Source organism: Amycolatopsis alba DSM 44262, assembly GCF_000384215.1.
GTDB lineage: Bacteria > Actinomycetota > Actinomycetes > Mycobacteriales > Pseudonocardiaceae > Amycolatopsis > Amycolatopsis alba.
The window spans coordinates 4,156,589-4,178,048 of record NZ_KB913032.1 but is presented as its reverse complement, the minus strand read 5'-3'; the positions used below and the strand labels follow the sequence as shown (position 1 = coordinate 4,178,048).

Sequence of the window (21,460 nt, the reverse complement as noted above, 5' to 3'; positions counted from 1 at the left end):
TCAGGCGCGGCTCACCCGGTGAAGGGCGCGTCCGCCAGGTGGTACTTGGGAAAGGCCCCCTGCGGCCGTCGTCCCAGCAGCAGGCCGGTCCTGGTGGCCTCGGCCATCACGGCACGGACGTCGACGCACCACGGACCGTCGGGCTTGAGCTCGACGAAAGCGCTCTCTCCCGGCCTGAGCACGAAATGCGGCTGGCCGTCGAGCGCGATGGAACCACCGCCGGCGGCGAGGTCGACGCGGACGCCGGGATCCAGCACGCTCCAGCCCCGGACACCCACCGACCGGACTTCGCCGGGCGCGATCGGCGCCTGCACGACGTACGGTGTCTCCTCGACCGGTCCGAGCGAGACCGCGACGCCGTCCACAGTGGACTTGGGGCTGGGGCACAGCCGTCCGGGGATACTCGACAGCCCGATGCCGTCCGGTACGGCGAACGTGCAGTACAGCTCGGTCAGCGACGCGGGATCCCACCGGCTCTCCGAACACACGCTGACGTCGTTCAGGGCGATCTCGCGGCGGGCCTTCGTGACGACTTCGAGGATGGTCGCACGGTTCGTGACCAGGTCCGCGTCCACCTGATGGGTGGCCAGCAGGCCCGCGGCGAGCCCGGCGACGGTGGGCTCGGGCAGCGTGTCGGTGCTGCCGGTCGGCAGCATGAGCAGCGGGACGTCGCCGCAGGCGGCCGCGGCGGCCCGCATCAGGCCGTCGTCACCCAGGCAGATGACCACGCTCGCGCCCGCGTCCACCATCCGGCGGACGGTGCCGATGATCTTCCCCGCCTCGGTCCACACCATCACCCGGCCGACCCCGGCCACGCGGAGTGCCGAGCGCAGGCTCTGGATGTCACGCTCCGAAGCGGGGTTCGCCACGATCCCCGCAACCGCTTCGCCCACATGTCCTCCGCTGCCGCGCCAAGTCCCTATAAGGAAACGACGTCAGGGCCGGGAAAGAAAGAGTTGCACGACGTTGCATCACGACTTGCAGTGTGAACAAGGCCATTTTGGTCAGTCCGACCGTGGAAAAGCAGCAGGGCCGCCTCCCCGAGGGGACGGCGGCCCTGCTTCGAAAACCTGGATCAGATCACGGTGACCGAGGTGGCCTGCGGACCCTTCGCGCCCTGCCCGATTTCGAACTCCACGCGGGCGTTCTCCTCGAGGGTACGGAAACCGTTGCCCTTGATCTCGCTGTAGTGCACGAAGACGTCGCCGCCGCCGTTGTCGGGAGTGATGAAGCCGAACCCCTTCTCGGAGTTGAACCACTTCACAGTGCCCTGAGTCATAAAATCTCCATATGCAACACAAACAAACAGGAAGCCACGTCGGCAGCCCGAGTCATGACCAGACGGTTTGCTTCCCCGGAAACACGAGGAGACACTACGCCCGCTGAGTTCTGCGAGCGTGAACCAACACGAACACAAAAATCGAGACCTGGAGCAGTAAAGCACACCACAAGCGGCCCGACAAGGACCTTCACTCGGGTGTGCGCAGCCGCACTGTACCCTGTTCGGCCCAGCTATTCGCCGCTGGCCGCGCGCAACGGTACTTCGGCGCCGAACGGCGAACGGCGCAACGCCTCCCGGTTCGTGGCCACGACGGCGATGTCGTGGGTCTCCGCGTCCGCGCTGAACAGCACCGGCACCACGCCGGAAACGGACCTGTCCTGTGGCTTCGTCTCGTCAGCCATGTTTTCTCCCAGTGTCAACACAACGTGCGATGTACTTGCGTGCCAACAACCCCACCGGTGATCACTCCGGTCCTTATCGGACTCTCGGTGTTGCGGCGATTGTGCCACGGCCGACCGACAAAATCCGGTCTCCGCGACCGAATGTCGGCCGAGTCGTCATCTCGTTCCCACCCTTTGGAGCAGGTGAAGGCGACGCCACAAGGGTTTCTGTGTATCCCCTGAGAAAACCGCGCCCCTACTGCTGCCCCTGCTGCGGCCTCGCGGCGCCCAGCAGGCTCGTCAGCCGGATGTCCGGGGTCACCACGTCCGGATCCGTCCTGATGTCGATCACGCACGGCCGTTGCCGGACCAGCGCGCTCGCGATGATCGGCTCCAGCTGCTCGCGGTCGTCCACGGTGTACCCGGCGGCGCCGAGCCCCCGTGCCCACGACGCGAAGTCGGTGACGGGGACGGTGACCCCGGACAGCCGCCCGTGCTTGCGCGCCTGGTGCACCGCGAGCGGACCGTGCAGTCCGTTCTGGAACACCAGGACGGTCACCGGCACCCGGTAGCGGACGGCGGTCTCGATCTCTTGCCCGGTCATCAGCGCGCCGCCGTCGCCGACCATCGCGATCACCGTCCGGCGCGGCTCGGCGAGTTTCGCCGCGACCGCCGCGGGGACCGCGTACCCCATGGCCGCGTTGCTCGGGCCGAGCTGACTGCGTGGTGCGGTGAAGCACCAGTAACGGTGCATGAACTGGGCGAAGTTGCCCGCGTCGCTGGTCACGATCGCGTCTTCGGGTGCGAGTTTGCGCACCGCGCGGATGACGTCGGCGGGGTGGACGCGGGTGGCGCCGCTGGTGTCGGGCGGCGTCATGAAGGTGTGCACGGCGGCGTTCGCGGCCGACGCGCGCCGCTGTCGTGGCGAGGCGACGTCACGCAGTTCTCGCAGGAACGGCTCGACCTCGGAGTCGACCCGGAAGGTCAGGCCGCCGCGCCGGGCGGGCTCGATCCCGGTGCCGACCAGCACCAGCGTCTGCGACGGCGTCGGGTAGCGGAAGCACTGGGTGGTGACCTCGTCGAGCTGCGTGCCCAGCGCGAGCACCAGGTCGGCGCGCTCCAGCGCGTCGAGCTGCCGCGCGGGGATGCCGATGCCGAGGTGGCCGGCGTAGCGCGCGTGGTTCTCGGGGAAGGCGTCCTGACGGCGGAACGCGTTGTACACCGGGAGCGCGAGTTCGTCGGCGACGGCGATCAGCTCTTCCCGTGCCGCGCGGGCCCGGCCGCCGACGATCACCACCGGGTAGCGGGCCTCGTCGACCAGCTGCGCGACCGCCTCGGCGGTCCGGCCGAGCGCGCCGGTGGCGGGCGCCTTGACGGCGGCGACCGGTTTCGCCGAATCGAACGGGACACCCCAGAAGTCGGCGGGGACGGCGACGACGGTGGGCCCCGGCCGCCCTTCCCGGCAGCGGGTCAGCGCCTCGACCAGCAGGCCGGGGACCTCGTCCGGGGATTCCGCGCGGCCGGTCCACTTGACGATCGGCTCGAACATCGCGGTCAGGTCCGCGGTGGGCAGCTCGCTGGTCGGGCCGGGGCTGGACGGCGGGTTCTCCAGGAGGACGACCATCGGGCTCTCGTCCTGGTACGCCGTCGAGACGCCGATCGCGAGGTTCGCCGCGTTCGGCCCCCGGCCTGCCAGCAGTACCGCCGGATGTTCGGTGAGCTTGCCCTCGGCCTCGGCCATGAAGGCGGCGCCGGAGTCGTGCCTCGCCGAAACGAAGGTGATCGACCGCTCGCGCTGCAGCGCGTCGAGCAGATCCAGGAAGGACTCACCCGCCACCGCGTACACGCGGTGGATCTGCGCCTCGGTCAGGATCCGCACGGCCGTCTGGGCGACGGACGCTCCCGGTTGGTATCTAATGAGATGAGCTTAGGCGGGCGGTGATCGGTGCCGTCAAGCGATCTTCCGATTCCGGCAACCCCGGAGCGGCGGAATGTCCGATATCGGAACGTGTTCGAGCAAGGGAGCACGAAAACGTGACCTCAGCCACCGCCGGACGTGAAACTGTTTTCACTTACGGGGCCCCGGCCTTGAAATACGGCACCGGATCGAGTGATGAGATCGGCTACGACCTCACGCAGTACGGCGCCCGCCGGGTACTCGTCCTGACCGACGCCGACGTCGCCGCCACGGGCTGGCCACAACGGATCGCCGAAGGCATCGAGACGTACGGCATTGAAGCGGTCGTCTTCGACGGCGTGCATGTCGAGCCGACCGACGTCAGCATGCGGAAGGCCGTCGACTTCGCCCGCGGGCAGGGCGAGTGGGACGCCTTCGTCGCCGTCGGTGGCGGATCGGCCATCGACACCGCCAAGGCGGTAAACCTGCTGACCAGCAACGACGGCGACCTGCTGGACTACGTCAACGCCCCGGTCGGCGGCGGCCGGGCGCCGAGCGCGCCGCTGAAACCGCTGGTCGCGGTGCCGACCACCACCGGGACCGGCTCGGAGAGCACCACGGTCTGCGTGCTGGACGTGTTGTCACTGCGAGTGAAGAGCGGCATCAGCCATCTCCGGCTGCGGCCGAGCCTCGCCGTGGTCGACCCGAGGCTGACCGTGTCGCAGCCGCCGGAGGTCACCGCCGCGAGCGGGATGGACATCCTTTGCCATGCCGCGGAAAGCTACACCGCCAAGCCGTACACCGAGTTCGACCGGAAGCGACCCGAGGACCGGGTTCCTTACTGTGGCTCGAATCCGCTGGCCGACATGTTCGCCGAGCAGTCGCTGCGGCTGCTGTCGTGGGCGCTGCCCGCGGCTGTGCGGGACGGCTCGGACCTGAAGGCGCGCGAGGCGATGGCGCTCGCGGCGACGTTCGCCGGGCTCGGCTTCGGCAACGCCGGCGTGCACATCCCGCATGCCAACGCGTATCCGATCGCCGGGCAGGTCCGGGACTTTCATCCGTCCGGGTATCCGGGTGAGGAAGCGATGGTGCCGCACGGGATGGCGGTCTCGCTGACCGCGCCCGCGGCGTTCCGGTTCACCTTCGACGCCGCCCCGGACCGGCACGAGCGGGTGGCCAGGCTGCTCGCGCCGGACTACGAATGGCCGGGCGATCTGCGCGACCACCTGCCCGCGGTGCTGCGGCAGATCATGCGGGAGATCGGGATCCCCAACGGCATCGGCGCCGTCGGCTACGCCGAGTCCGATGTAGACTCACTGGTTTCCGGCACGGTGAAACAGCAACGGCTGCTGGCGACGGCGCCGCGTGAGGCGTCCGAAGAGGACCTCGCCGGGATCCTGCGGGATTCGGTGACGCTGTGGTGAACGCCGAGTACCCGCACTGGCAGACGGTTCCGCTGCGGTGGAAGGACAACGACGTCTACGGGCACGTCAACAACGTCGTCCACTATTCGGTGATGGACACCGTGATCAACACGTGGCTGATCGAACGCGGCGGGCTCGACATCGAGACCGGCGGCGTCATCGGGCTGTGCGTGGAATCGCAGTGCAAGTACCACGCTTCGGTGTCGTTCCCCGGAGAACTCGAGGTCGGACTGCGGGTGGGCCACCTCGGCCGGTCCAGCGTCCGCTACGAGGTCGGGATGTACTCGAAGGAGACGGTGATCGCGGAGGGGCGTTTCGTGCACGTCTTCGTCGATCGAGAGTCCCGGCGCCCGGTTCCCGTCGAGGGTCTACTCAGGGGCGCGCTGGAAGAACTGCGCGCTGGGCTGGGGTAGCCGCGGCGACCATGCGTGCATGAGCTGGGCGTAGCGCGTGGACCGGTCCATGAGTTCGAGGTGGGTGCCCAGCGCCGTTTCCTTGCCGTCCATCACCAGGACCCGGTCCGCGCGCAACGCCGATGTCAGCCGGTGCGCGATCACCACCAGCACCCCGCCCCGTTCGGCGAACGCCCGTTCCGCGCGGGCTTCGGCGGGCGGGTCGAGATGCGACGTCGCCTCGTCGAGGACGATGACGTCCGCGTCGCTCGCGTACACCCGCGCGAGCGCGATCAGCTGCGCCTCACCGGCGGACAACGTGCCGTGCCCGATCTCGCCGTCGAGCCCGCCCAGCCGGGTGACCAGCGGTTCCGCGCCGACGGCCGTCACCGCCGCCAGCAGTTCACCGTCCATCGCGGTCTGCGCGAACAGGCCTACATTGTCCCGCACGGACCCCGCGAAGACGTAGGCCTCCTGCGGGATCAGCGCGACCAGCCGGTGCCGTAGCGCCGCCGGGATCTCCCGGACCGGGACCCCGCCGAGCAGCACCCGGCCTGCCTGCGGTTCGAGCATCCCGGTGAGGAGCCCGGCCAGTGTCGACTTGCCGATTCCGCTCGGTCCCACCACCGCCAGCCGCTCACCGGGCCGCAGATGCAGGTCGAGACCGCGCACCACCGGTTCCGCCGCCGCGCCCCAGCTGAAGGTCAAGTCGCGCACGTAGATCGCGGTCCCGTCGGGTTCGGCGGTGCCGTCGGCCTCCGGCTCGGCCTGCGCGGTCTCCGCCAGCCGTCGCAACGCGACGATCAGCCTCAGCACCACGGTGCTCGCGGTCGCGCCCAGCCCCCGCAACGCCGGTTGCATCGTCGTCGCCAGGTAGACGAGCGCGCCGAGCGCGGCCCCGGCGGTGAGCACGCCGTCCTTGACCAGCCCCGGCGCCACCAGCAACGCCAGCAGCAGCGGCACGAACCCGCCTGCGGCGATCACCACCGCCCGCGCCGCCCCGGACCTCGCCACCCGGACCGCCGCCTTGGCCTGTGTGTCGATGGCGTCGTAGAGATCGAGCGCGGCCAGGGGTTCGGCGCCGCACGCGACGATGTCGCGCATGCCGGACAGTGTCGCCCCGGCGACCTCGGCGGTCCGCTCGTCGGCCAGCGCGAGCGCCCGCTGGCGGCGGGCCAGCGACGGGAGCAGGCAGGCGAACACGACGACCGCGACCACCACCGGGATCGCGACGATCAGCGCCAGCGAACCGGCGACGGTGAACAACCCGGCCAGCGCCGCCACCGTCGTCACGATCATCCCGCGCGCCTGCACCAGCAACCCGGCCGTGGCGTCGCGGACCACCTCGACGTGCTGGGTGATGCGGGCGACACCGCTGGCGTCCGGCTGGTTCCGCGGTGGCGCCGGATCGTGCAGGACCCCGCGGACGACCGCCGTCACCAGCGCGTCTCGCAACGGCTCGACGACCTTGCCGAGCTGATGCCACACCAGCCGTGAACCGAACGCCCCGAGCACGGCGACCAGCCCGAAGACCGCGAGCCAACGCAGTCCGGTGCCTGGCCGACCCGCGGCAAACCCCTCGTCAACCGCGAGTTCGACCAGGCGACCGGACAAGAACGCGGGCGCGCTCTCCAGTACGGAGCAGGCCAGCAGGACCAGCCCGCCTCGCCACTGCCCGGCCAGCGCCGAGCGGTAAAGCCCCCAGACGCTCACTGCGCGCCCTCGGTGAAAACAGCCTGGTAGACCGGGTTCCGCCACAACTGCCCGTGCGGGCCGACCGCGCGGACCCGGCCGTCTTCCATCCACACCACCATGTCCGCCCGCGCCGCGGTGGCCGCGCGATGGGTCACCACCACCCGTGTCCTGCCGGGCAGGGTGCGTTCGATCGCTTCTTCGACGGCGGCTTCGGTGACCGTGTCGAGGCTGGCGGTGGCGTCGTCGAGGATGAGCACCCTCGGCGCGTGCGCGATCGCGCGCGCCAGTCCGATCCGCTGCGCCTCCCCGCCGGACAGCGGCGTCTCCGAAAGCGGCGTCCGGTACCCGTCCGGCAGCCGGACGATGAGGTCGTCGACCTGTGCGGACCGGCAGGCGCCCCGCACGGCGGCCTCACCGGCCCACGAGCCGTACCCGACGGCGTCGCCGATGGTCGCGCCGTGCAGTGCGGGCCGTTCGAAGGCGAACCCGACGACCGCACGGAGTTCGTAAGGCCGCAGCCGCTCCAGCGGGCGGCCGTCGAGCGTCGCCGTCCCCTCGTCCGGGGTCAGCAGGCCGCCGAGGACGTTGACCAGCGCGGACTTCCCCGAACCGGACCGCCCGACGACCGCGGTGAAGCGGCCGCCTCGGACGAGCAGGTCGACGTCCCGCAACGCGCCTTCGACGGTGACCTCGCGCAGTTCGAGCGTGCCCCGGCCGGGGACGATGCTGAGGTCGCCCGGTTCCGGGACCGGCGAGTCCAGCACCTCGTTGATCCGCCGCGCACACGACCGCGCGCGGGAAAGTGTGGTGAGCAAAGGAATCTGGGTGACCAGGCCCATGCCGAGCGCGACGTAGCCGAGCGCGGCGAGGACCTGTCCGACGGTCAGCCTGCCCTCCAGCACGCCGAAACCGGCGGCGGCGAGCACCGCGAGTTCCGCCGCGGGCAGCAGCAGCCCGGAACGCCACACCATCCTGGCCTGCGTACGCCACATCCCGCGGCCGGCGAGGCTCAGTTTCGGCAGCGGCCGCAGCACGCGTTCGGCCTCGCGGTCGGCGGTGCCCGACGCGGCGATCGTGCGGAGCCCGGCGACGGCGTCGACCATCCTCGCCGCCAGTTCGCCGGAAACCTCCTGATAGGTCAGGACGTCGTCGGCGGTGTTCTTCAGATGGGTGCGCGCCAGCATCAGTCCGAACGGGATGCTGCCGAGGAAGACGAGCGCGAGCCGCCAGTCCATCAGCGCGAGCAGGACGACGGATCCGCCGGAGATCAGCGTGGTCGACCCGAGCTGGACGACGACCGAGGCGACCAGTCCGGCGCCGGTGCAGTCACCGGTGAGCCTGCTGATCGCGTCACCGTCGGCGAATGTCGAACGGGTACCGAGCGCGAGATGACGATCGGCCAGCCGACGGCGCAGCCAGGCCGTCGCGGAACTGGTCATCCGCGCGGAAAGGATCCCGCCGATCAGTCCGACGAGGATCTCGACGATCCCGAGCGAGAGCAGCCAGGAGACTTCGGGGAAGCTGGGACGTCCGGCCACGACGGCGTCGACGGCGGCCGCGAGCGCTCCTGGCAGGAGCAGTCCCGACGCCGTCCCGGCGAGCGCGCTGAGCACCAGCGCGACCAGGCGGGGGCGGTCGAGCGCGGTCACCTCGACCAGCAGCCGATCGGCTGAACCCGCCATCCCACTCCTTACAACGTGATCCCATCGAGACGAAGCAGAAGGCAAAATGAGGGCGCGGGAGCGGCGCACTTGGCCTGTGCCGCTCCCGCGCCCTTCATCGATCAGACCGTGATCAGTGGCAGGTCAGCAGGCTGATGGTGCTGTTCGCGCAGGACGCGAGCAGGCTCAGGTTGCTGCCGCCGCCGTGCCCGCCGCCGCCGTGGCCACCGTCGAGAACCTCGGGGGCTTCCAGGGCCTGCAGGTCGAGAACCAGTTCCATGGTGTTCCCTTTCACTAGTTATCTCTTGGTCCGCCGTCCTCAATGGACGGCAGTTCTGGAGGACAGGAAAGGCAGCGCGGCCTTCCCGTCCAGGGTCGCGGCGAGGGCGAGCAGAACACCCGCGCCGCCGGTGACGACGTCCATCGACAGCCGCAGCAGCTGGTTGCCGGGGAACGCCAGGCCGCCCTTGTACGGCACCGCGTACCAGGCCAGCCGGGAAAGATGCAGGTCGATGGCGTCGCGGGCGCGCCGGTCCGGTTCGGCGCCCATGGCCAGCGCGGTCATCAGCCCGCCCCTGCCGAACAGCAAGCCGGGATGGATGACGAACTCGCCGCGGCAAGCTTCACGCAGGCCGGGAAGGCTCTTCAGCGCCTTCGCGTCCGGGCGGTACTTCGCCAGCTCCTCGGCGACCATCAGGATTCCGGCGCTGCCGACACCCACGTAGGGCAGCGTCCGGGTCTCACCGTCGCGGACCTGAAGCGAGCCGTCGTCGGACTCGACGCACTCCTCGATGTCCCGCTCCAGCGCCTGGTCGGCGAAGGACAGCCAGCCCTCTTCGCGGGTGCGCTCGAACAGCCGGACGAACAGCAGTGCCGGACCGGACCAGCCGTTGAGCAGTCCTGCCCTGGCGAAGTCACCGGGCGGGTCGGCGATCTCGAGGGCTTCGGCGAGCCGGACGGCGGTCGTGAGCGCCTGCCTGCCGAACTCGTTGTCCTTGCGGGCCACCGCGAAGTGCAGCTGCGTGAGCCCGATCCCGGACAGGCCGCCTTCCAGGCCGTGGTCGGTGGTCTGCTCGACCAGGGTCGCCGACGCCGCCAGCAATTTGGTGGCCTCGTCGCGGTAGCCGAGCTCTTCGAGGACGTACGCGATCCCGTACGAGCCGTCGTAGAACCCCGGTCGTCCCGGCGGATCGCGACGGATCGAGTCCAGCAGCCAGCGTTCGTGGCCGGGGTGACGCTCGCCGCCGACCGTGTTCAGGGTGTGGAGGACGCCTGCCGCGCCGTAGCCGAAGCACGCCCCGCCGACACGGAACTGTTCGATGTCGCCGGGGAAGAGCCGGTCGGTGCGCTCGGGGGTCGCGCTGGCGAGGATCGCCTCGGTGATCTGCTTGCGCACCAGCGCCCAGTCCGGTTTGCCCTGGTCCAGCTCGGTGGCGCTGGTCAGCGGCGGGATGTTCCGGGGCGCGAGCTCCGCGACGATCGAGTCGGCGTAGCCCTCCGGGACGGCGAAGCGCTTCTGGACGAAGTCCGCGAGCCCGCGCAGCTTCGCCGGGGCGAGCTCCAGGAGCGTGGTGAGCGGCAGGAAGATCCACAGCTTCAGGACGGCCAGCGCGTACTCGTCGACCTCGAACCCGTTCCGGTCGCGGGGGGCGCGGAACCCTGGCGCGCCGAGCGCGGGCCGGTCGCCGCTTTCGACGTCGGACGCCATCTCGAAGTCGATCAGCGAGACCGCCGTGTCGTCCTTTTCGTCCCCGTCGACCAGGATGTTCAGCGAATGCAGGTCGCCGAAGACGATCCCGCGGCCGTGCACGTCGCCGACCATCTTCTCCACCCGCCCGACCAGCGCCAGCGCGCGTTCGGTGTACGCGGCGATGTCGGCCTCGGTGGTGTCCCGCCGGGTGAGCGGGTAGTTGCGGGCGAGCCAGTTGCCGAGCGAGATGCCCGGCATGTACTCCATCGCCAGGAAGTGGTGCTCCCAGACGGTGAAGCGCTCGAAGGCGGCGGGGATGCCGTCGACACCCTTCAGCCGCTCCAGCACCTCGTGCTCGCGGCGGAGGCGTTCGACGGCGTCGATCTCGTCGCGGTCCAGGCCGGCGAACGGCCTGGCCTCCTTCAGGACCACGCGCTCGTCGTCGGCGTTCCGGTCGGCGAGGTACACGCCGCCACCGTTGGAGAAGTGCAGTGAACTTTTCACCCGATAGGGGAACTGATCCACTCCGCCGCTCTTGCGAGCCGCGAGATGAGGCGCGAGGAACTCCGGAATCGTCACCCAGTCAGGTACGGAGAAGGTCGGCTCGCGCTTGTCCGGAACCAAGGTTCCGTCCGGTTTGCGCACCGCGAGGACACGTTTTCCGTCGAGTTCGACCCATTGCTCTGCGAATCCGCCATAACGGACGTAGAGCGGACCGGCACCGTATCGAAGATCACTGAGAATGTAGGCGCCGGGCTCCCCGTCGAGCTTCACGGACAGCTCGACGAGAACGCGCTCGAGCTCGTTGTTGTCAGCTGGATAAAGAGTCAGTAACTTGCCACTCCCGTCACGCGGAGCGTATTTGGAATTTCTGGCCAGCAGTGTGCTCCGCGAACGCAGGTGCTTGTAGGACAGCGTGTGCTCAAGACAATGCTCGTGCACCTTCGCGAGCACTCGCTCAGCGTTGCCCAGCCCGGCCGACACATGGATTTTCCAGCCCTGCAAGGGAAGGTTCCGAGCAACAGGGTGCAGCATCCGCCACACTCCGCGCACCCCGGTGCGCCAGCCCGACTCGGGAGCGGGCAACAGGGAGGCGAAATCGTCGGCGGCGTTCCCGGTTTCCTGCTGCTCATCGAAGAACAGCGGATCGGCGAAGCAATATGCTTCGTACCGGACGTCCATCGAGCGCCCCCTCCTTCGGCACCAATCGGATGGGCCATGTGCACCATCGCGATGGAGAATATTCCACCCGCCGGAAAGCAAACGGCCAATCCGCCATACCGGGGGTTCGGATGGGCTGTTCAGGGACGTGAATTCGAAACCTACCGAATGGTAAGGGTACCCAGCGTGAGATCAACTCTGTTTTCAACCACCCGGTCGGTGTGTAACAGGAACGTACCTGCGACGTAATCCCAGGTAGCGCCGCCGATCACAATCAGGCACCGGGGAATTGACAGAGCGCCAACCCGGCGCGCTTCGTGATCTATTCACCCGAGGTCTGGACCACTGCTCGTTCCGTGGTGCCCGCCACGCCCGTCACCGGTCGCCCGTCGGCGATGATCGGCCCGGAGGTACGTTGTCGCCGGTGGAGCAGGTAAGGAGGCGGGCGTGATCACAGGCTTCGCGGTGACCGTCGCGATCTGCGCGTCGCTGGTCGCGGTGTGGAGTTTCGTGCAGTCCGTGCGTAAAAAACTCCCCGACAACGCCTTGCTGACCGGCCTCGCCGTCGTCGAACTCCTCCTGGTGGCCCAGCTCGTGATCGGTGTCGTGCTGCTGCTCGGCGGCGACCGTCCGGGCAGCATGGCCACCTATCTCGCCTACCTGATCGGCAGCCTGGTCGTGCTGCCGCTCGGGACGTTCTGGGCCTTGGCCGAACGGACCCGGTCGAGCACCGCGATCCTCGGGATCGCCTGCCTCGCCATCCCGGTGATGGTGCTCCGGCTGCACGAGGTCTGGGCGGGCGCCAGTGCCTGAAGAAACCGAGGAGAAGACGGTGGACACCCACCCGGACAAGACCTCCGGCCCCGGACGGATCCTGGTCGCGGTGTACGCGATCTTCGCGCTGGCGGCGACATCGCGCGCCGCCGTGCAGATCAGCACCAAGTACCAGGAAGCTCCGCTGGCCTACATACTCTCCGCGTTCGCGGCCGTGGTTTATCTACTGGCCACCGTGGCGCTGGCCCGCCGCGGCGCGGGCTGGTGGCGGATCGCGCTGGCCGCCTGCGGGATCGAACTGCTCGGTGTGCTGACCGTCGGCACGTTCAGCCTCTTCGACCGCGAGGCCTTCCCGCACGCCACCGTGTGGTCGGTGTACGGACAGGGCTATCTCTTCATCCCGCTGGTGCTGCCGGTGATCGGGTTGTTCTGGTTGCGGCGCACCAAGCCCTGACGGACGGCGTCGGTGCGGCTGGTCGTGAGTGGCGATTCGGGCTCTATTGAGGGGTAAGGCAAACGTGTCGTGTCGTTGGGGTGTGCGCCGAATGTGGCATTGGGGACGTTGAGTGTCCCCAATGCCACATTCGGGGCGACCTGGGATCGGGCGACTCGGGCGCCGTGTCTCGAAGGCCCCCTGTGGGACGTTCACCGTCCTGAAGGCCCCCTTTGAGACATCCCGAAGTGCGGCCAAGGGCACCAGAGAACCCGGCAGGGCTTGACGCGAAGGATGCCTTCACGGACTCGCCGCCTGCCAGGACACATCTGACTTACCCCTCAATAACGGACCGGTATTACCCCACTGGTGCGACTGGCGGTCGAGTGTGGAGGATTCAGGACGTTGAACGTCCGGAATCCTCCACGCTCGGCCTGCTTCGTCTCGGTGCCGGGTCGAGCTTGTGCTGATGCGGGTGTGGTCCACGGGGGAAGTTTCCGGACATGACCGGCACGACCTTGATCAAGATCCGAGACCGGGCGACCCCCGTGACGGTGAAGGAATCAGGACGTTGAACGTCCTGATTCCTTCACCGTCGAGCCGACAGCCGCGGAACCGCCACCCTCGCGCAGGTCAGGCGTAGGTAGGCAAATGCTGGTCCGCGCTAACCCGAATCGCCACTCACGACCAGCCCGACCGAACGGCCACCGGCGCCCCTTCCGCTCACTTCTCGAAGCAGCCCTTTTCGTTGAGCGGGCCGAACGAGGGCAGGATCAGCCCGCACAGGTAGCCGTCGATCCAGTGCCCGTTGCCCGCGACGTTGGTGAGCACCCGGATCGCCGGGGCGAACGCGGCGATCCCCTTGGCCAGCGAATCCTGGTTGCGCTGCAGCATCGACGTCAGCCGGTCGAGTTGTTCGAGCACCGGCCCGAGTTGCCCGTCGTTGTCGACGATGATGCCGTCGAGGGCGGTCGCGAGCCGTTTCGAGCCGTCGAGCAGATCCTTGATCGCCTGCTGCCGGGTGGAGATCGCGCGCAGCAGGGCGTTGCCGTCCTGGATCAGCCGCTGGACCTCGGTGTCGCGGTCGACGAGGGTCTGCGAGACCTGTCGCGTGTTCGCCACCAACGTCCGGAGTTGCCGGTCGCGTGAGGCGATGGTGCCGGACAGCTTCGAGACGCCGTCGAGCGCGGCGCGGACATCGGCGGGAGTATCGGCGAAGGTGGCCGAGATCGCGTCGAAACTCTTGGCGAGCTGATCGACATCGATGGCGTCGACGGTCTTCGACAGATCCCGAAACGCTTCAAGGACATCGTATGGCGCGGTGGTCCGCCGCAGCGGGATCGCGTCGCCGGGGTCGAGGATCGCTTCGCCGCGCGGGTCCAGCGCCAGATACTTCTGCCCCAGGACGTTCTTGATCCGGATGGACGCGCTCGTGGCGTCGCCGAGCCAGGCGTCCTTCACCCGGAAAGAGACGAGCACGCGATCGCCTTCGAGGTCGATCTCGGACACCTTGCCGACCTTCACCCCGGCGATCCGGACGTCGTTGTCCGCGCGAAGCCCGCCCGCGTCGGAGAATTCCGCGGAATACGTCGTGCCGCCGCCGATCACCGGCAGGGCGTCGGCGTTGAGCGCCGCCGCCATCCCGAGAGCCATCGTGGTGAGCCCGGCGAGCGCCATCTTGACCGGATCCACCGCGCCGAAGGATCGCATCGCCTCACCTCGCAGGTCACGAGCGGCAAACTCTAGGGGCCGTTCGCGTCCCTTGCCAGGCGAAACGTTGCACCGATCGGGTACTGTCGAATGTCCATTAAGGACATTCGATCAGCGCCAGAGCGCGTCCGCCGTTCCCCGCGCGACATGTTCTTCGTAGACCTCGACCTTCCGGCTGATCAGCTCCAGGCAGTCGGCCAGTTCGGCGATCCGGTCGCGGACGGTGTCCTGATGCGCCCGTAGCAGTCCCAGCCGCTTTTCCTCGTTGCCCGGCCCCTGCCGGACGAGTTCGGCGAACTCGCGGATCGTGGCGAGCGGCATTCCGGACGCCCGGAACTTCGTGCAGTTCACCAGCCATTCGACGTCGTACTCGGTGTACACGCGACGGCCGTTCGTGTCCCGCTTCACCGGTGCCGCGAGCAGCCCTTCCTTCTCGTAGAAGCGAAGGGCGTGCACGCTGAGGCCCGTCCGGTCGGTGACCTGGCCGATCGCGAGTTCCGTCACGCGGACGACCCTAGCTGTTGACCTAGAGAGCCCTCTAGCTCCTACCGTTCGCCGCATGATCACCTCACAGCACAAGATCGGGTCCGGCTTCGACGCGCGCAGCACCGCCGCGGAGGTCTTGGACGGGATCGACCTTTCGGGCAAGCTCGCACTCGTCACCGGCGGATATTCGGGGCTGGGCCTGGAAACCACCCGTGCGCTGGCGAACGCCGGCGCGCACGTCGTCGTCCCCGCCCGCCGTCCCGCCGACGCGGAAGCGGCCCTCGCCGGGATCTCCGGCACCGAGGTCGGCGAGCTCGACCTCGCCGACCTGACAAGCGTCGAGGCCTTCGCCCACCGGTTCCTCGACACGGGACGCTCGATCGACCTGCTGATCGCCGGCGCCGGGATCATGGCCGCGCCGGAACGACGGGTCGGCCGCGGCTGGGAGTCGCATTTCGCGATCTGCCACCTCGGCCACCACGCCCTGGTGAGCCGTCTTTGGCCCGCGCTGACGGCGTCCGGCGGTGCCCGTGTCGTCACGGTCGCCTCCTCCGGCCACCATTCCTCGCCGATGCGCTGGCACGACGTCCACTTCGAGCGCGGTTACGACCGGTGGCTCGCCTACGGCCAGGCCAAAACGGCGAACGTGCTGTTCGCAGTGCACCTGGACAAGCTCGGCGCCGGACACGGGATCCGCGCGTTCAGCCTGCATCCGGGCGCGATCCTCACTCCCCTGCAGCGGCATCTGCGGCCGGAGGAGATGGTCGAGCGTGGCTGGATCGACGAGCACGGCAACCAGGCCGACCCGGATTTCAAGTCGCCTGAGCAGGGCGCGGCCACCCAGGTCTGGGCGGCGACGTCACCGTCGCTCGACGGACTGGGCGGGCTGTACTGCGAGGACTGCGACGTCGCCGAGATCGCCGAGGAAGAAGGCGAGTGGGTCGGCGTGCGCCCCTACGCGATCGACGCCGGTGAGGCCGCGCGGCTGTGGAAGCTGTCCGACGACCTCACCGGTGTCTCCTTGGGCTAGTTCCAGAACTTGATCTCGGGGTTGCCCGCCACCGGCCCGTCCAGCAGCGGCTGACGCCCGCCGTACAGGTGCTTGTCGAAGAACGCCGAGACATACGCCCTGGTCAGCTGCATTCCGCGCGCGCCGTCGAGCACACCGGGTTCCCTCAAGCCGAGCTGTTCACCGAGTACGCCGACATCGGTGAAGGACGGATGCGCGGCCGCGGCGACGCTGATCCAGCGTTTCCAGCCGGTGAGGTTCGGCCAGTTGGCGGCCCAGGTCGTGTCCGGACCGGCCGGGGTGTACTCGCTTTCGCGGCCGAGCAACAGGAACGGCCGGTCGATCCCGGACGCGGGGATCGGCGACCACAGCCTGCCGTCCAGATCGGCGCCCGCCCGGATCCGCTGGTCGGCGACCATCGCCGTCGGCGTGCTGTACCCGCCGATGGAATGCCCGGCCATGCCGATCCGCGTCCGGTCGATCAGCCGGGACCACGGCGACGAAGCACTGGTCAGCGTGTCGAGAAGGAACGAGACGTCCGCGGCGCGCACCGGCGGGAGCAGCTTCGAGTCCGACCCGCACGCGACGCAGTCGGTGACGTGCCCGTCGGGGAAGCCGGTGGCGAAAGCCTCGTAGTTGTGGCCGACCACCGCGACGACGAAACCCTTGCTCGCCAGTTCTTCCGCCAGCCCGGTGAGTGTGGTGCGCGGCTTGTTGAACCCCGGTGACAGGACGACCAGCGCGCGCTTCCCCGGCAAGGGCGGGGCGTCGACCCGTGCGCTGGTCCGGATCCCGGCGACCCGTGCGGGGTCGATGTCGGGCAGGCCCGATCCGGCCAGGAACATCTTGGCCTCGGCCAAGGTGAGATACGGCCGTTTCGGGCCGACCGGCAGCAGCGCCGGGTAGAACATCGACACCATCAGCTCTCGTGGCCCCGTCGGCACCCAGGGGTCCTTGCGCGCCCGGTCGACCAGGTGCAGGTCGGTGGAACCGACGGGATAGGAGCCGGTCGGCGGCGGCAACGTCAGCCGCGGGACGGCCGAAGCCGGGCTCGCGAGGGACACCAGGCCGGCGATGACCGCCACTGCGACGAGAAGCCTTCTCATGAGCGTTCCGTTCTGTCGAGGATCTTCCGTTCCCCAGCCTGGGACCGGGCGGCGTATTCGCGCGTCTGCCGCAGGTCGTATCCCGATGTCTGCCGTGAGGCGGATCCGCTGCGTCCGATCGGGGATTACGCTCGGCTGGTGCTGGTCAACCTCAGAAGCCACCCCAGGGCCGTCGACGTCGGGCTGACCGTACTCATCGGACTGTCCACTGTGGTCTCTGCCGATGATCCGGAAGGTCTGGAGTGGTGGCTGACTTCCTTGGCGGGTCTGGCTTCCTTGCTGGTCCGCCATCGCAATCCGCTGATCACCTTTTCGGCCGGGATGGCCGTGTCACTCCTCCACCTGGCCATGGGCAACGATCTCCGCCCGGTCGACGTGGTGCCGTTGATCGGCCTCTTCTCCGTCGCGGCATGGGGATCGCGGCGGCTCTCCGTGACGCTGCTGGCGGCAGGGCTGCTCGTCGCGGGAGCGTGGACGTTCCATGCCTCCCAGGCGAATTCGCGGGAACCGGGACCGCCACCGCCGCGGATCATCATCATCGACCCGTTGGCGCCCTTCGACGTCGACACCGACCACAGGCAAGTGCAGGACTGGGGCGGTTTCCCCGGCATCGGGCTGTCGCTCGCGGTGGCGTGGCTGGCCGGGCTGAACACGCGGCAGCGCCGGATCCGCCTGTCGGTGCTGGAGCAGCGCGCCGCCGATCTCGAACGCGAGCGCGACACCCAGGCCGCGCTGGCCGTGGCCGCCGAACGCGGCCGGATCAGCCGCGAACTGCACGACGTCGTCGCGCACTCCCTTTCCGTGATGGTGCTGCAAGCCCAAGGCGCCCAGGCGGAAATGGACCGGCGGCCCGAGCGAGCACGTGAGGCGATGGACGCCGTCGTCGGCACCGGGCGGACCGCGTTGAGCGAGATCCGGCGGCTGCTCGGGGCGCTCGGCCAGGACGAGCCGGACTGGGAACCGCGGCCCGGTGCGGAACGGCTGCCGCGGCTGGTCGCCGACGTCCGGTCCGCGGGCACGCCGGTCGAGTTCCTGGTCGAAGGGGAACCGCGGCCGCTTCCGTCCACAGTGGACCTCGCGGCGTACCGGATCGTGCAGGAGGCGCTGACGAACGTACTGAAGCACGCCGGCCCGGACGCGTCGGTGACTATCGTGATGCGATACGGGCCGGTGGCACTGGAGATCGAGGTGACCGACGACGGCGTCGCGGCGGAACCGCCGTCCTGCACCGGGCACGGCCTCGAAGGGATGCGGGAACGAGTGAACGTACTGGGCGGCACCTTCGAAGCGGGATCGCGGCCGGACCGCGGTTTCGCCGTCCGCGCGACCCTGCCGTCATGACGATCCGGGTGGTGATCGCCGACGACCAGGCGCTCGTGCGCACCGGCCTGCGGATGATCCTGGAGAACGCGGACGACATCGACGTCGTCGGCGAGGCAGGCGACGGCGCGGAGGCCGTCGGGCTGGTGGCGGACCTCGATCCCGACGTCGTGCTCATGGACATCCGGATGCCCGAGATGGACGGCGTCGAGGCCACCGTCGCGATCGCCGCGGCCCATCGCGCCCGTGTCCTGGTGCTGACCACCTTCGATCTGGACGAGTACGTCTACGCCGCGCTCCAGGCGGGGGCCAGCGGCTTCCTGCTCAAGGACGCGCTGGCGCCGGACCTGCTCTCCGGCGTCCGCGTCGTCGCCGCCGGTGAGGCCACGCTGGCGCCCACCGTCACCCGGCGGCTGCTCGACCGCGTCGTCACCGGCCTGCCCGCCTCGGCTTCCGACGAAAGGCTCGCCCTGCTCACCGGGCGCGAAAACGAGGTACTGCGGCAGCTGGCCCGCGGCCTGTCCAACGCCGAGATCGCCGAGAAGCTGTACCTGTCGCCGGGGACGGTGAAGACCCACGTCGGCCGCATCCTGACGAAACTCGGCCTCCGCGACCGCGTGCAGGCCGTCGTCTTCGCCTACGAGTCCGGGATGCTCAGCCGCTGACCGCGGCGGGCGCGCGCCAGTGCTTGCCGCGGCGGGGCCGCCGGTGCTGGCCGCGTCCGCCGAGGTCGGCGGGGGCTTCGGCGGGACGTGCGGCGAACTCCTCCACCGTGATGCCCATCCGTACCAGGTACTTGATCTCGCCGCGCACCACTTCGGTGTCGCGCAGCCTGCCTTCCTCGCGGAAGCCGAGGCCGGCGTGCAGCGAAAGCGACGCCAGGTTGCCGCCGTACACGGTGACCTCGCATTTGCGGAAGCCGCGTTGCTCGAACATATGCGCCAGGAGAACGGTGATGGCGTCCGCGGCGTATCCGCAGCGCTGGTGGCGAGGGGCGATCCCGATGCCGTAACCGAACCGGCCGGTCACCGGGTCGGCGCCGATGGTGCAGACCGACCCGACCAGCATCCGGCCGCGGACCGTCTCGATGCCGAAGTGGATGTCGTCGCCCGCGGAACCCGAACGGTGCGAGGCCCAGTGCCGGTGACCGCCGCCGATCAGCGTCGACGCCTCGCGGGCCATGTCACGATCGAAGCCCATCAAGACCCGCCGGTCCCGGAGGCCGACCTCGCGCAACCGCACCTTCCGCCCGACCTGCTCCGGCTCGAGGGCGGAGCGGCTCACCGCGTCCGGCCGCACGGGTGCTCACGAACGATCACAAGCATCCCTTGACGATATCGGTAGCCGCCCGGCCCGGCGTCCTGGGCCCGTCGTCTAGAACTGGCCGCAGTTCCCCGGCGCGGGCTTCCCGGCGAACCGCTCGGCCAGCCAGTTCGCCGCGTCACCCTGGGCGCCGTTGATGCCCAGGACGTGGGTGAAGATCGGGCTCAGCGACGGGATGTCCTGGAACCGCACGTTCGCCCCCTTGGCGCACCAGTCCTTGCCGAGCTGCTTGCCGATACCCGACGGGATGACGTCGTCGTTGGGCACATGTTCGACCAGCACCGGCGCCGCGGGCTTGAGCGTCCCGACGCGGTTGGCCGCGACGATCCCCCGGAAGGGTTCTTGTTCCAGGTAGGCCGAGACCGGCCGCCCGTCCTTGGTCAGCTGACCGGTGCTCCGGTACATGTACTTGAGGACGCCGTCCAGCGTGCAGGTGGTGCGCGCCTCGGCGAAGAGCTGTTTACCGGCGTCGTTGGCCAGGTCCAGGATCCCGGCTTCCGGATAGGCCGCGTCCAGGCCGATCAGCGAGTAGCCCAGGAATCCGACGTACATCCCGCCGTCGAGGCTCTTCGCGAGGACCGCCTTGTCCGCGGGAGCCGCTCCGACGTAGGCGCCCTTCAGATCGAGCTCGGGAGCGTACGCGGGCGCCAGCTCGACAGCCGAGGCCGAGGCGCCGCCGCCTTCCGAGTAGCCCGCGATGCCCACGGGCGACGCGGCCGAAAGTCCGGCGCCGGGCAGTCGCTGGGCCGCCCGCAGGACGTCGAGCACCACGTGCGCTTCGGCCTCCCGCACCACATACGTGTGCTCGCCCGGCGTCCCGAGTCCCTGGTAGTCGGTCTGGGCGACCGCGAAGCCCTTGTCCAGCAGGGAGCTCACGAAGGAGCTCTGGAACGACGAGACCAGGTCGCCGCCTTCGCCCGCCAGCGCCTTCGAGGGCGCGCATTGATCACCCATCCCGGCGGTGAACGGCGCGTACGCCACGATCGGCCGCTGCCCCGGCCCGGTCCACGCCTTGTCGGGTACCAGAACCGTTCCAGTCACCGGGATGGCGCGATTCGCGGTATCCCTGCTCAGGTACATGACCCTGGTCGACTTGGCGCCGTTGAACCGCGACGGCAGCGTCTTGAGCACGTCGCCGTCGGCACCGGATGGAAGCGGTGACGGCGGCTCGTAGAAGCCGGGATCGGCGCCGGCGGGCGCGGCCCCGAAGGACAGCAGGGCGGCGACGAGACCGGCGGTCACCGCGCTGGACAGCAGGGCAGGCCGGGCGGAAAAGCGCATGCTGAACTCCACTGATGAGCTCGGGTTCCTCTCGCCGGACCGGCGAGAGAAGCCCACAGTGGAGGCAGGCGGGCAGGCCGTCAACCAGCGATTCCGGGCCTTGTCAGCTCGCTGAGCACGGGTTTCGGCGTTTTTGTCACACGCCGCCGGGTGACCCGCCCCTCAAACGCCCGAAGGCCCCCATCCGGAGAGGATGGGGGCCTTCGAGGTGGAGAAAAGTCAGATGGCGACGACGCGCTGGGCCTGCGGGCCCTTCTGACCTTGGCCGATCTCGAACTCAACGCGCTGCCCTTCGTCCAGGGACTTGAAGCCGCTGCCCTGGATCTCCGAGTAGTGCACGAAAACGTCCGGTCCGCCGTCGTCCTGAGCGATGAAGCCGAAGCCCTTTTCGCCGTTGAACCACTTAACGCTGCCCTGAGCCATACTTTTTTACCTG

At 69.2% G+C, this 21,460-nt stretch carries 21 protein-coding genes; 7 read left to right on the top strand and 14 right to left on the bottom strand.

Annotation, left to right across the window (positions count from 1 at the left end; genetic code table 11):
• Nucleotides 1-11: 11 nt before the first annotated feature.
• The 4 genes from AMYAL_RS0119870 to AMYAL_RS0119855 form a co-directional block, all read right to left on the bottom strand.
• The gene (locus AMYAL_RS0119870) at nt 12-893 is read right to left on the bottom strand and encodes an NAD(+)/NADH kinase (RefSeq protein ID WP_020633052.1); all 882 of its coding nucleotides are present in this window, start codon (nt 891-893) and stop codon (nt 12-14) included.
• A 182-nt stretch (nt 894-1,075) separates the two neighbouring features.
• Nucleotides 1,076-1,279 (bottom strand): cold-shock protein, encoded by a 204-nt coding sequence (locus tag AMYAL_RS0119865; protein ID WP_005163378.1) that lies wholly within the window; start codon nt 1,277-1,279, stop codon nt 1,076-1,078.
• Between the two features lie 233 nt (nt 1,280-1,512).
• The gene (locus AMYAL_RS49900) at nt 1,513-1,683 is read right to left on the bottom strand and encodes a hypothetical protein (RefSeq protein ID WP_020633051.1); all 171 of its coding nucleotides are present in this window, start codon (nt 1,681-1,683) and stop codon (nt 1,513-1,515) included.
• A 235-nt stretch (nt 1,684-1,918) separates the two neighbouring features.
• Complete coding sequence (locus AMYAL_RS0119855; RefSeq protein WP_280632825.1) at nt 1,919-3,580, bottom strand: thiamine pyrophosphate-binding protein; 1,662 nt, start codon at nt 3,578-3,580, stop codon at nt 1,919-1,921.
• A 116-nt stretch (nt 3,581-3,696) separates the two neighbouring features.
• Between AMYAL_RS0119855 and AMYAL_RS0119850 the strand changes: the two genes are divergently transcribed.
• Nucleotides 3,697-4,983, top strand: a complete 1,287-nt coding sequence (locus tag AMYAL_RS0119850) for a hydroxyacid-oxoacid transhydrogenase (protein WP_020633049.1) — start codon at nt 3,697-3,699, stop codon at nt 4,981-4,983.
• Nucleotides 4,977-5,396, top strand: coding sequence for an acyl-CoA thioesterase (locus AMYAL_RS0119845; protein WP_020633048.1), 420 nt, complete (start codon nt 4,977-4,979; stop codon nt 5,394-5,396). The genes AMYAL_RS0119850 and AMYAL_RS0119845 overlap by 7 nt, the downstream gene beginning before the upstream one ends.
• Here the strand turns inward: AMYAL_RS0119845 and AMYAL_RS0119840 are convergent.
• The 4 genes from AMYAL_RS0119840 to lanKC form a co-directional block, all read right to left on the bottom strand.
• Complete coding sequence (locus AMYAL_RS0119840; protein ID WP_020633047.1) at nt 5,352-7,088, bottom strand: ABC transporter ATP-binding protein; 1,737 nt, start codon at nt 7,086-7,088, stop codon at nt 5,352-5,354. The genes AMYAL_RS0119845 and AMYAL_RS0119840 overlap by 45 nt on opposite strands.
• Nucleotides 7,085-8,752: an ABC transporter ATP-binding protein gene (locus AMYAL_RS0119835; RefSeq protein WP_020633046.1), complete on the bottom strand. Its 1,668-nt coding sequence runs from the start codon at nt 8,750-8,752 to the stop codon at nt 7,085-7,087. Before AMYAL_RS0119835 ends, AMYAL_RS0119840 begins: the two co-directional genes overlap by 4 nt.
• 112 nt (nt 8,753-8,864) lie before the next feature.
• On the bottom strand, nt 8,865-9,011 hold the full coding sequence (locus tag AMYAL_RS49265; protein WP_093976479.1) for a SapB/AmfS family lanthipeptide: 147 nt from the start codon (nt 9,009-9,011) through the stop codon (nt 8,865-8,867).
• 39 nt (nt 9,012-9,050) lie between these two features.
• Complete coding sequence (lanKC, locus tag AMYAL_RS0119825) at nt 9,051-11,603, bottom strand: class III lanthionine synthetase LanKC (protein WP_020633044.1); 2,553 nt, start codon at nt 11,601-11,603, stop codon at nt 9,051-9,053.
• Nucleotides 11,604-12,029: 426 nt separating this feature from the next.
• On the opposite strand from lanKC, the gene AMYAL_RS0119820 reads away from it, so the two are divergent.
• Both AMYAL_RS0119820 and AMYAL_RS0119815 read left to right on the top strand, forming a co-directional pair.
• Nucleotides 12,030-12,395, top strand: coding sequence for a hypothetical protein (locus AMYAL_RS0119820; protein ID WP_020633043.1), 366 nt, complete (start codon nt 12,030-12,032; stop codon nt 12,393-12,395).
• Complete coding sequence (locus AMYAL_RS0119815; protein WP_020633042.1) at nt 12,388-12,810, top strand: hypothetical protein; 423 nt, start codon at nt 12,388-12,390, stop codon at nt 12,808-12,810. The genes AMYAL_RS0119820 and AMYAL_RS0119815 overlap by 8 nt, the downstream gene beginning before the upstream one ends.
• Before the next feature lie 702 nt (nt 12,811-13,512).
• Here AMYAL_RS0119815 and AMYAL_RS0119810 read toward each other — a convergent pair.
• Entirely contained in the window at nt 13,513-14,499 is a 987-nt protein-coding gene (locus AMYAL_RS0119810) for an MCE family protein (protein ID WP_020633041.1), read from the bottom strand.
• 111 nt (nt 14,500-14,610) lie between these two features.
• Nucleotides 14,611-15,003: a MerR family transcriptional regulator gene (locus AMYAL_RS0119805; RefSeq protein ID WP_020633040.1), complete on the bottom strand. Its 393-nt coding sequence runs from the start codon at nt 15,001-15,003 to the stop codon at nt 14,611-14,613.
• A gap of 55 nt (nt 15,004-15,058) precedes the next feature.
• Between AMYAL_RS0119805 and AMYAL_RS0119800 the strand changes: the two genes are divergently transcribed.
• Complete coding sequence (locus tag AMYAL_RS0119800; RefSeq protein WP_020633039.1) at nt 15,059-16,015, top strand: SDR family NAD(P)-dependent oxidoreductase; 957 nt, start codon at nt 15,059-15,061, stop codon at nt 16,013-16,015.
• Here the strand turns inward: AMYAL_RS0119800 and AMYAL_RS0119795 are convergent.
• Nucleotides 16,012-17,100, bottom strand: coding sequence for an alpha/beta hydrolase family protein (locus AMYAL_RS0119795; RefSeq protein ID WP_026467257.1), 1,089 nt, complete (start codon nt 17,098-17,100; stop codon nt 16,012-16,014). The genes AMYAL_RS0119800 and AMYAL_RS0119795 overlap by 4 nt on opposite strands.
• Nucleotides 17,101-17,238: 138 nt before the next feature.
• Between AMYAL_RS0119795 and AMYAL_RS0119790 the strand changes: the two genes are divergently transcribed.
• Together AMYAL_RS0119790 and AMYAL_RS0119785 are read left to right on the top strand one after the other, a co-directional pair.
• Nucleotides 17,239-18,441: a sensor histidine kinase gene (locus AMYAL_RS0119790; RefSeq protein WP_020633037.1), complete on the top strand. Its 1,203-nt coding sequence runs from the start codon at nt 17,239-17,241 to the stop codon at nt 18,439-18,441.
• Nucleotides 18,438-19,085, top strand: coding sequence for a response regulator (locus AMYAL_RS0119785; RefSeq protein ID WP_020633036.1), 648 nt, complete (start codon nt 18,438-18,440; stop codon nt 19,083-19,085). The genes AMYAL_RS0119790 and AMYAL_RS0119785 overlap by 4 nt, the downstream gene beginning before the upstream one ends.
• On the opposite strand, the gene AMYAL_RS0119780 is transcribed toward AMYAL_RS0119785, so the two are convergent.
• From AMYAL_RS0119780 to AMYAL_RS0119770, 3 genes are all read right to left on the bottom strand, one after another.
• Nucleotides 19,075-19,719: a GNAT family N-acetyltransferase gene (locus AMYAL_RS0119780; RefSeq protein WP_020633035.1), complete on the bottom strand. Its 645-nt coding sequence runs from the start codon at nt 19,717-19,719 to the stop codon at nt 19,075-19,077. The two genes, AMYAL_RS0119785 and AMYAL_RS0119780, sit on opposite strands and share 11 nt — an antisense overlap.
• Nucleotides 19,720-19,794: 75 nt before the next feature.
• Nucleotides 19,795-21,024 carry a lipase family protein gene (locus AMYAL_RS0119775; protein ID WP_026467256.1) on the bottom strand — a complete coding sequence of 410 codons (1,230 nt, stop codon included), beginning with the start codon at nt 21,022-21,024 and terminating at the stop codon, nt 19,795-19,797.
• A gap of 219 nt (nt 21,025-21,243) precedes the next feature.
• Entirely contained in the window at nt 21,244-21,447 is a 204-nt protein-coding gene (locus AMYAL_RS0119770; protein ID WP_005149851.1) for a cold-shock protein, read from the bottom strand.
• Nucleotides 21,448-21,460 lie beyond the last annotated feature (13 nt).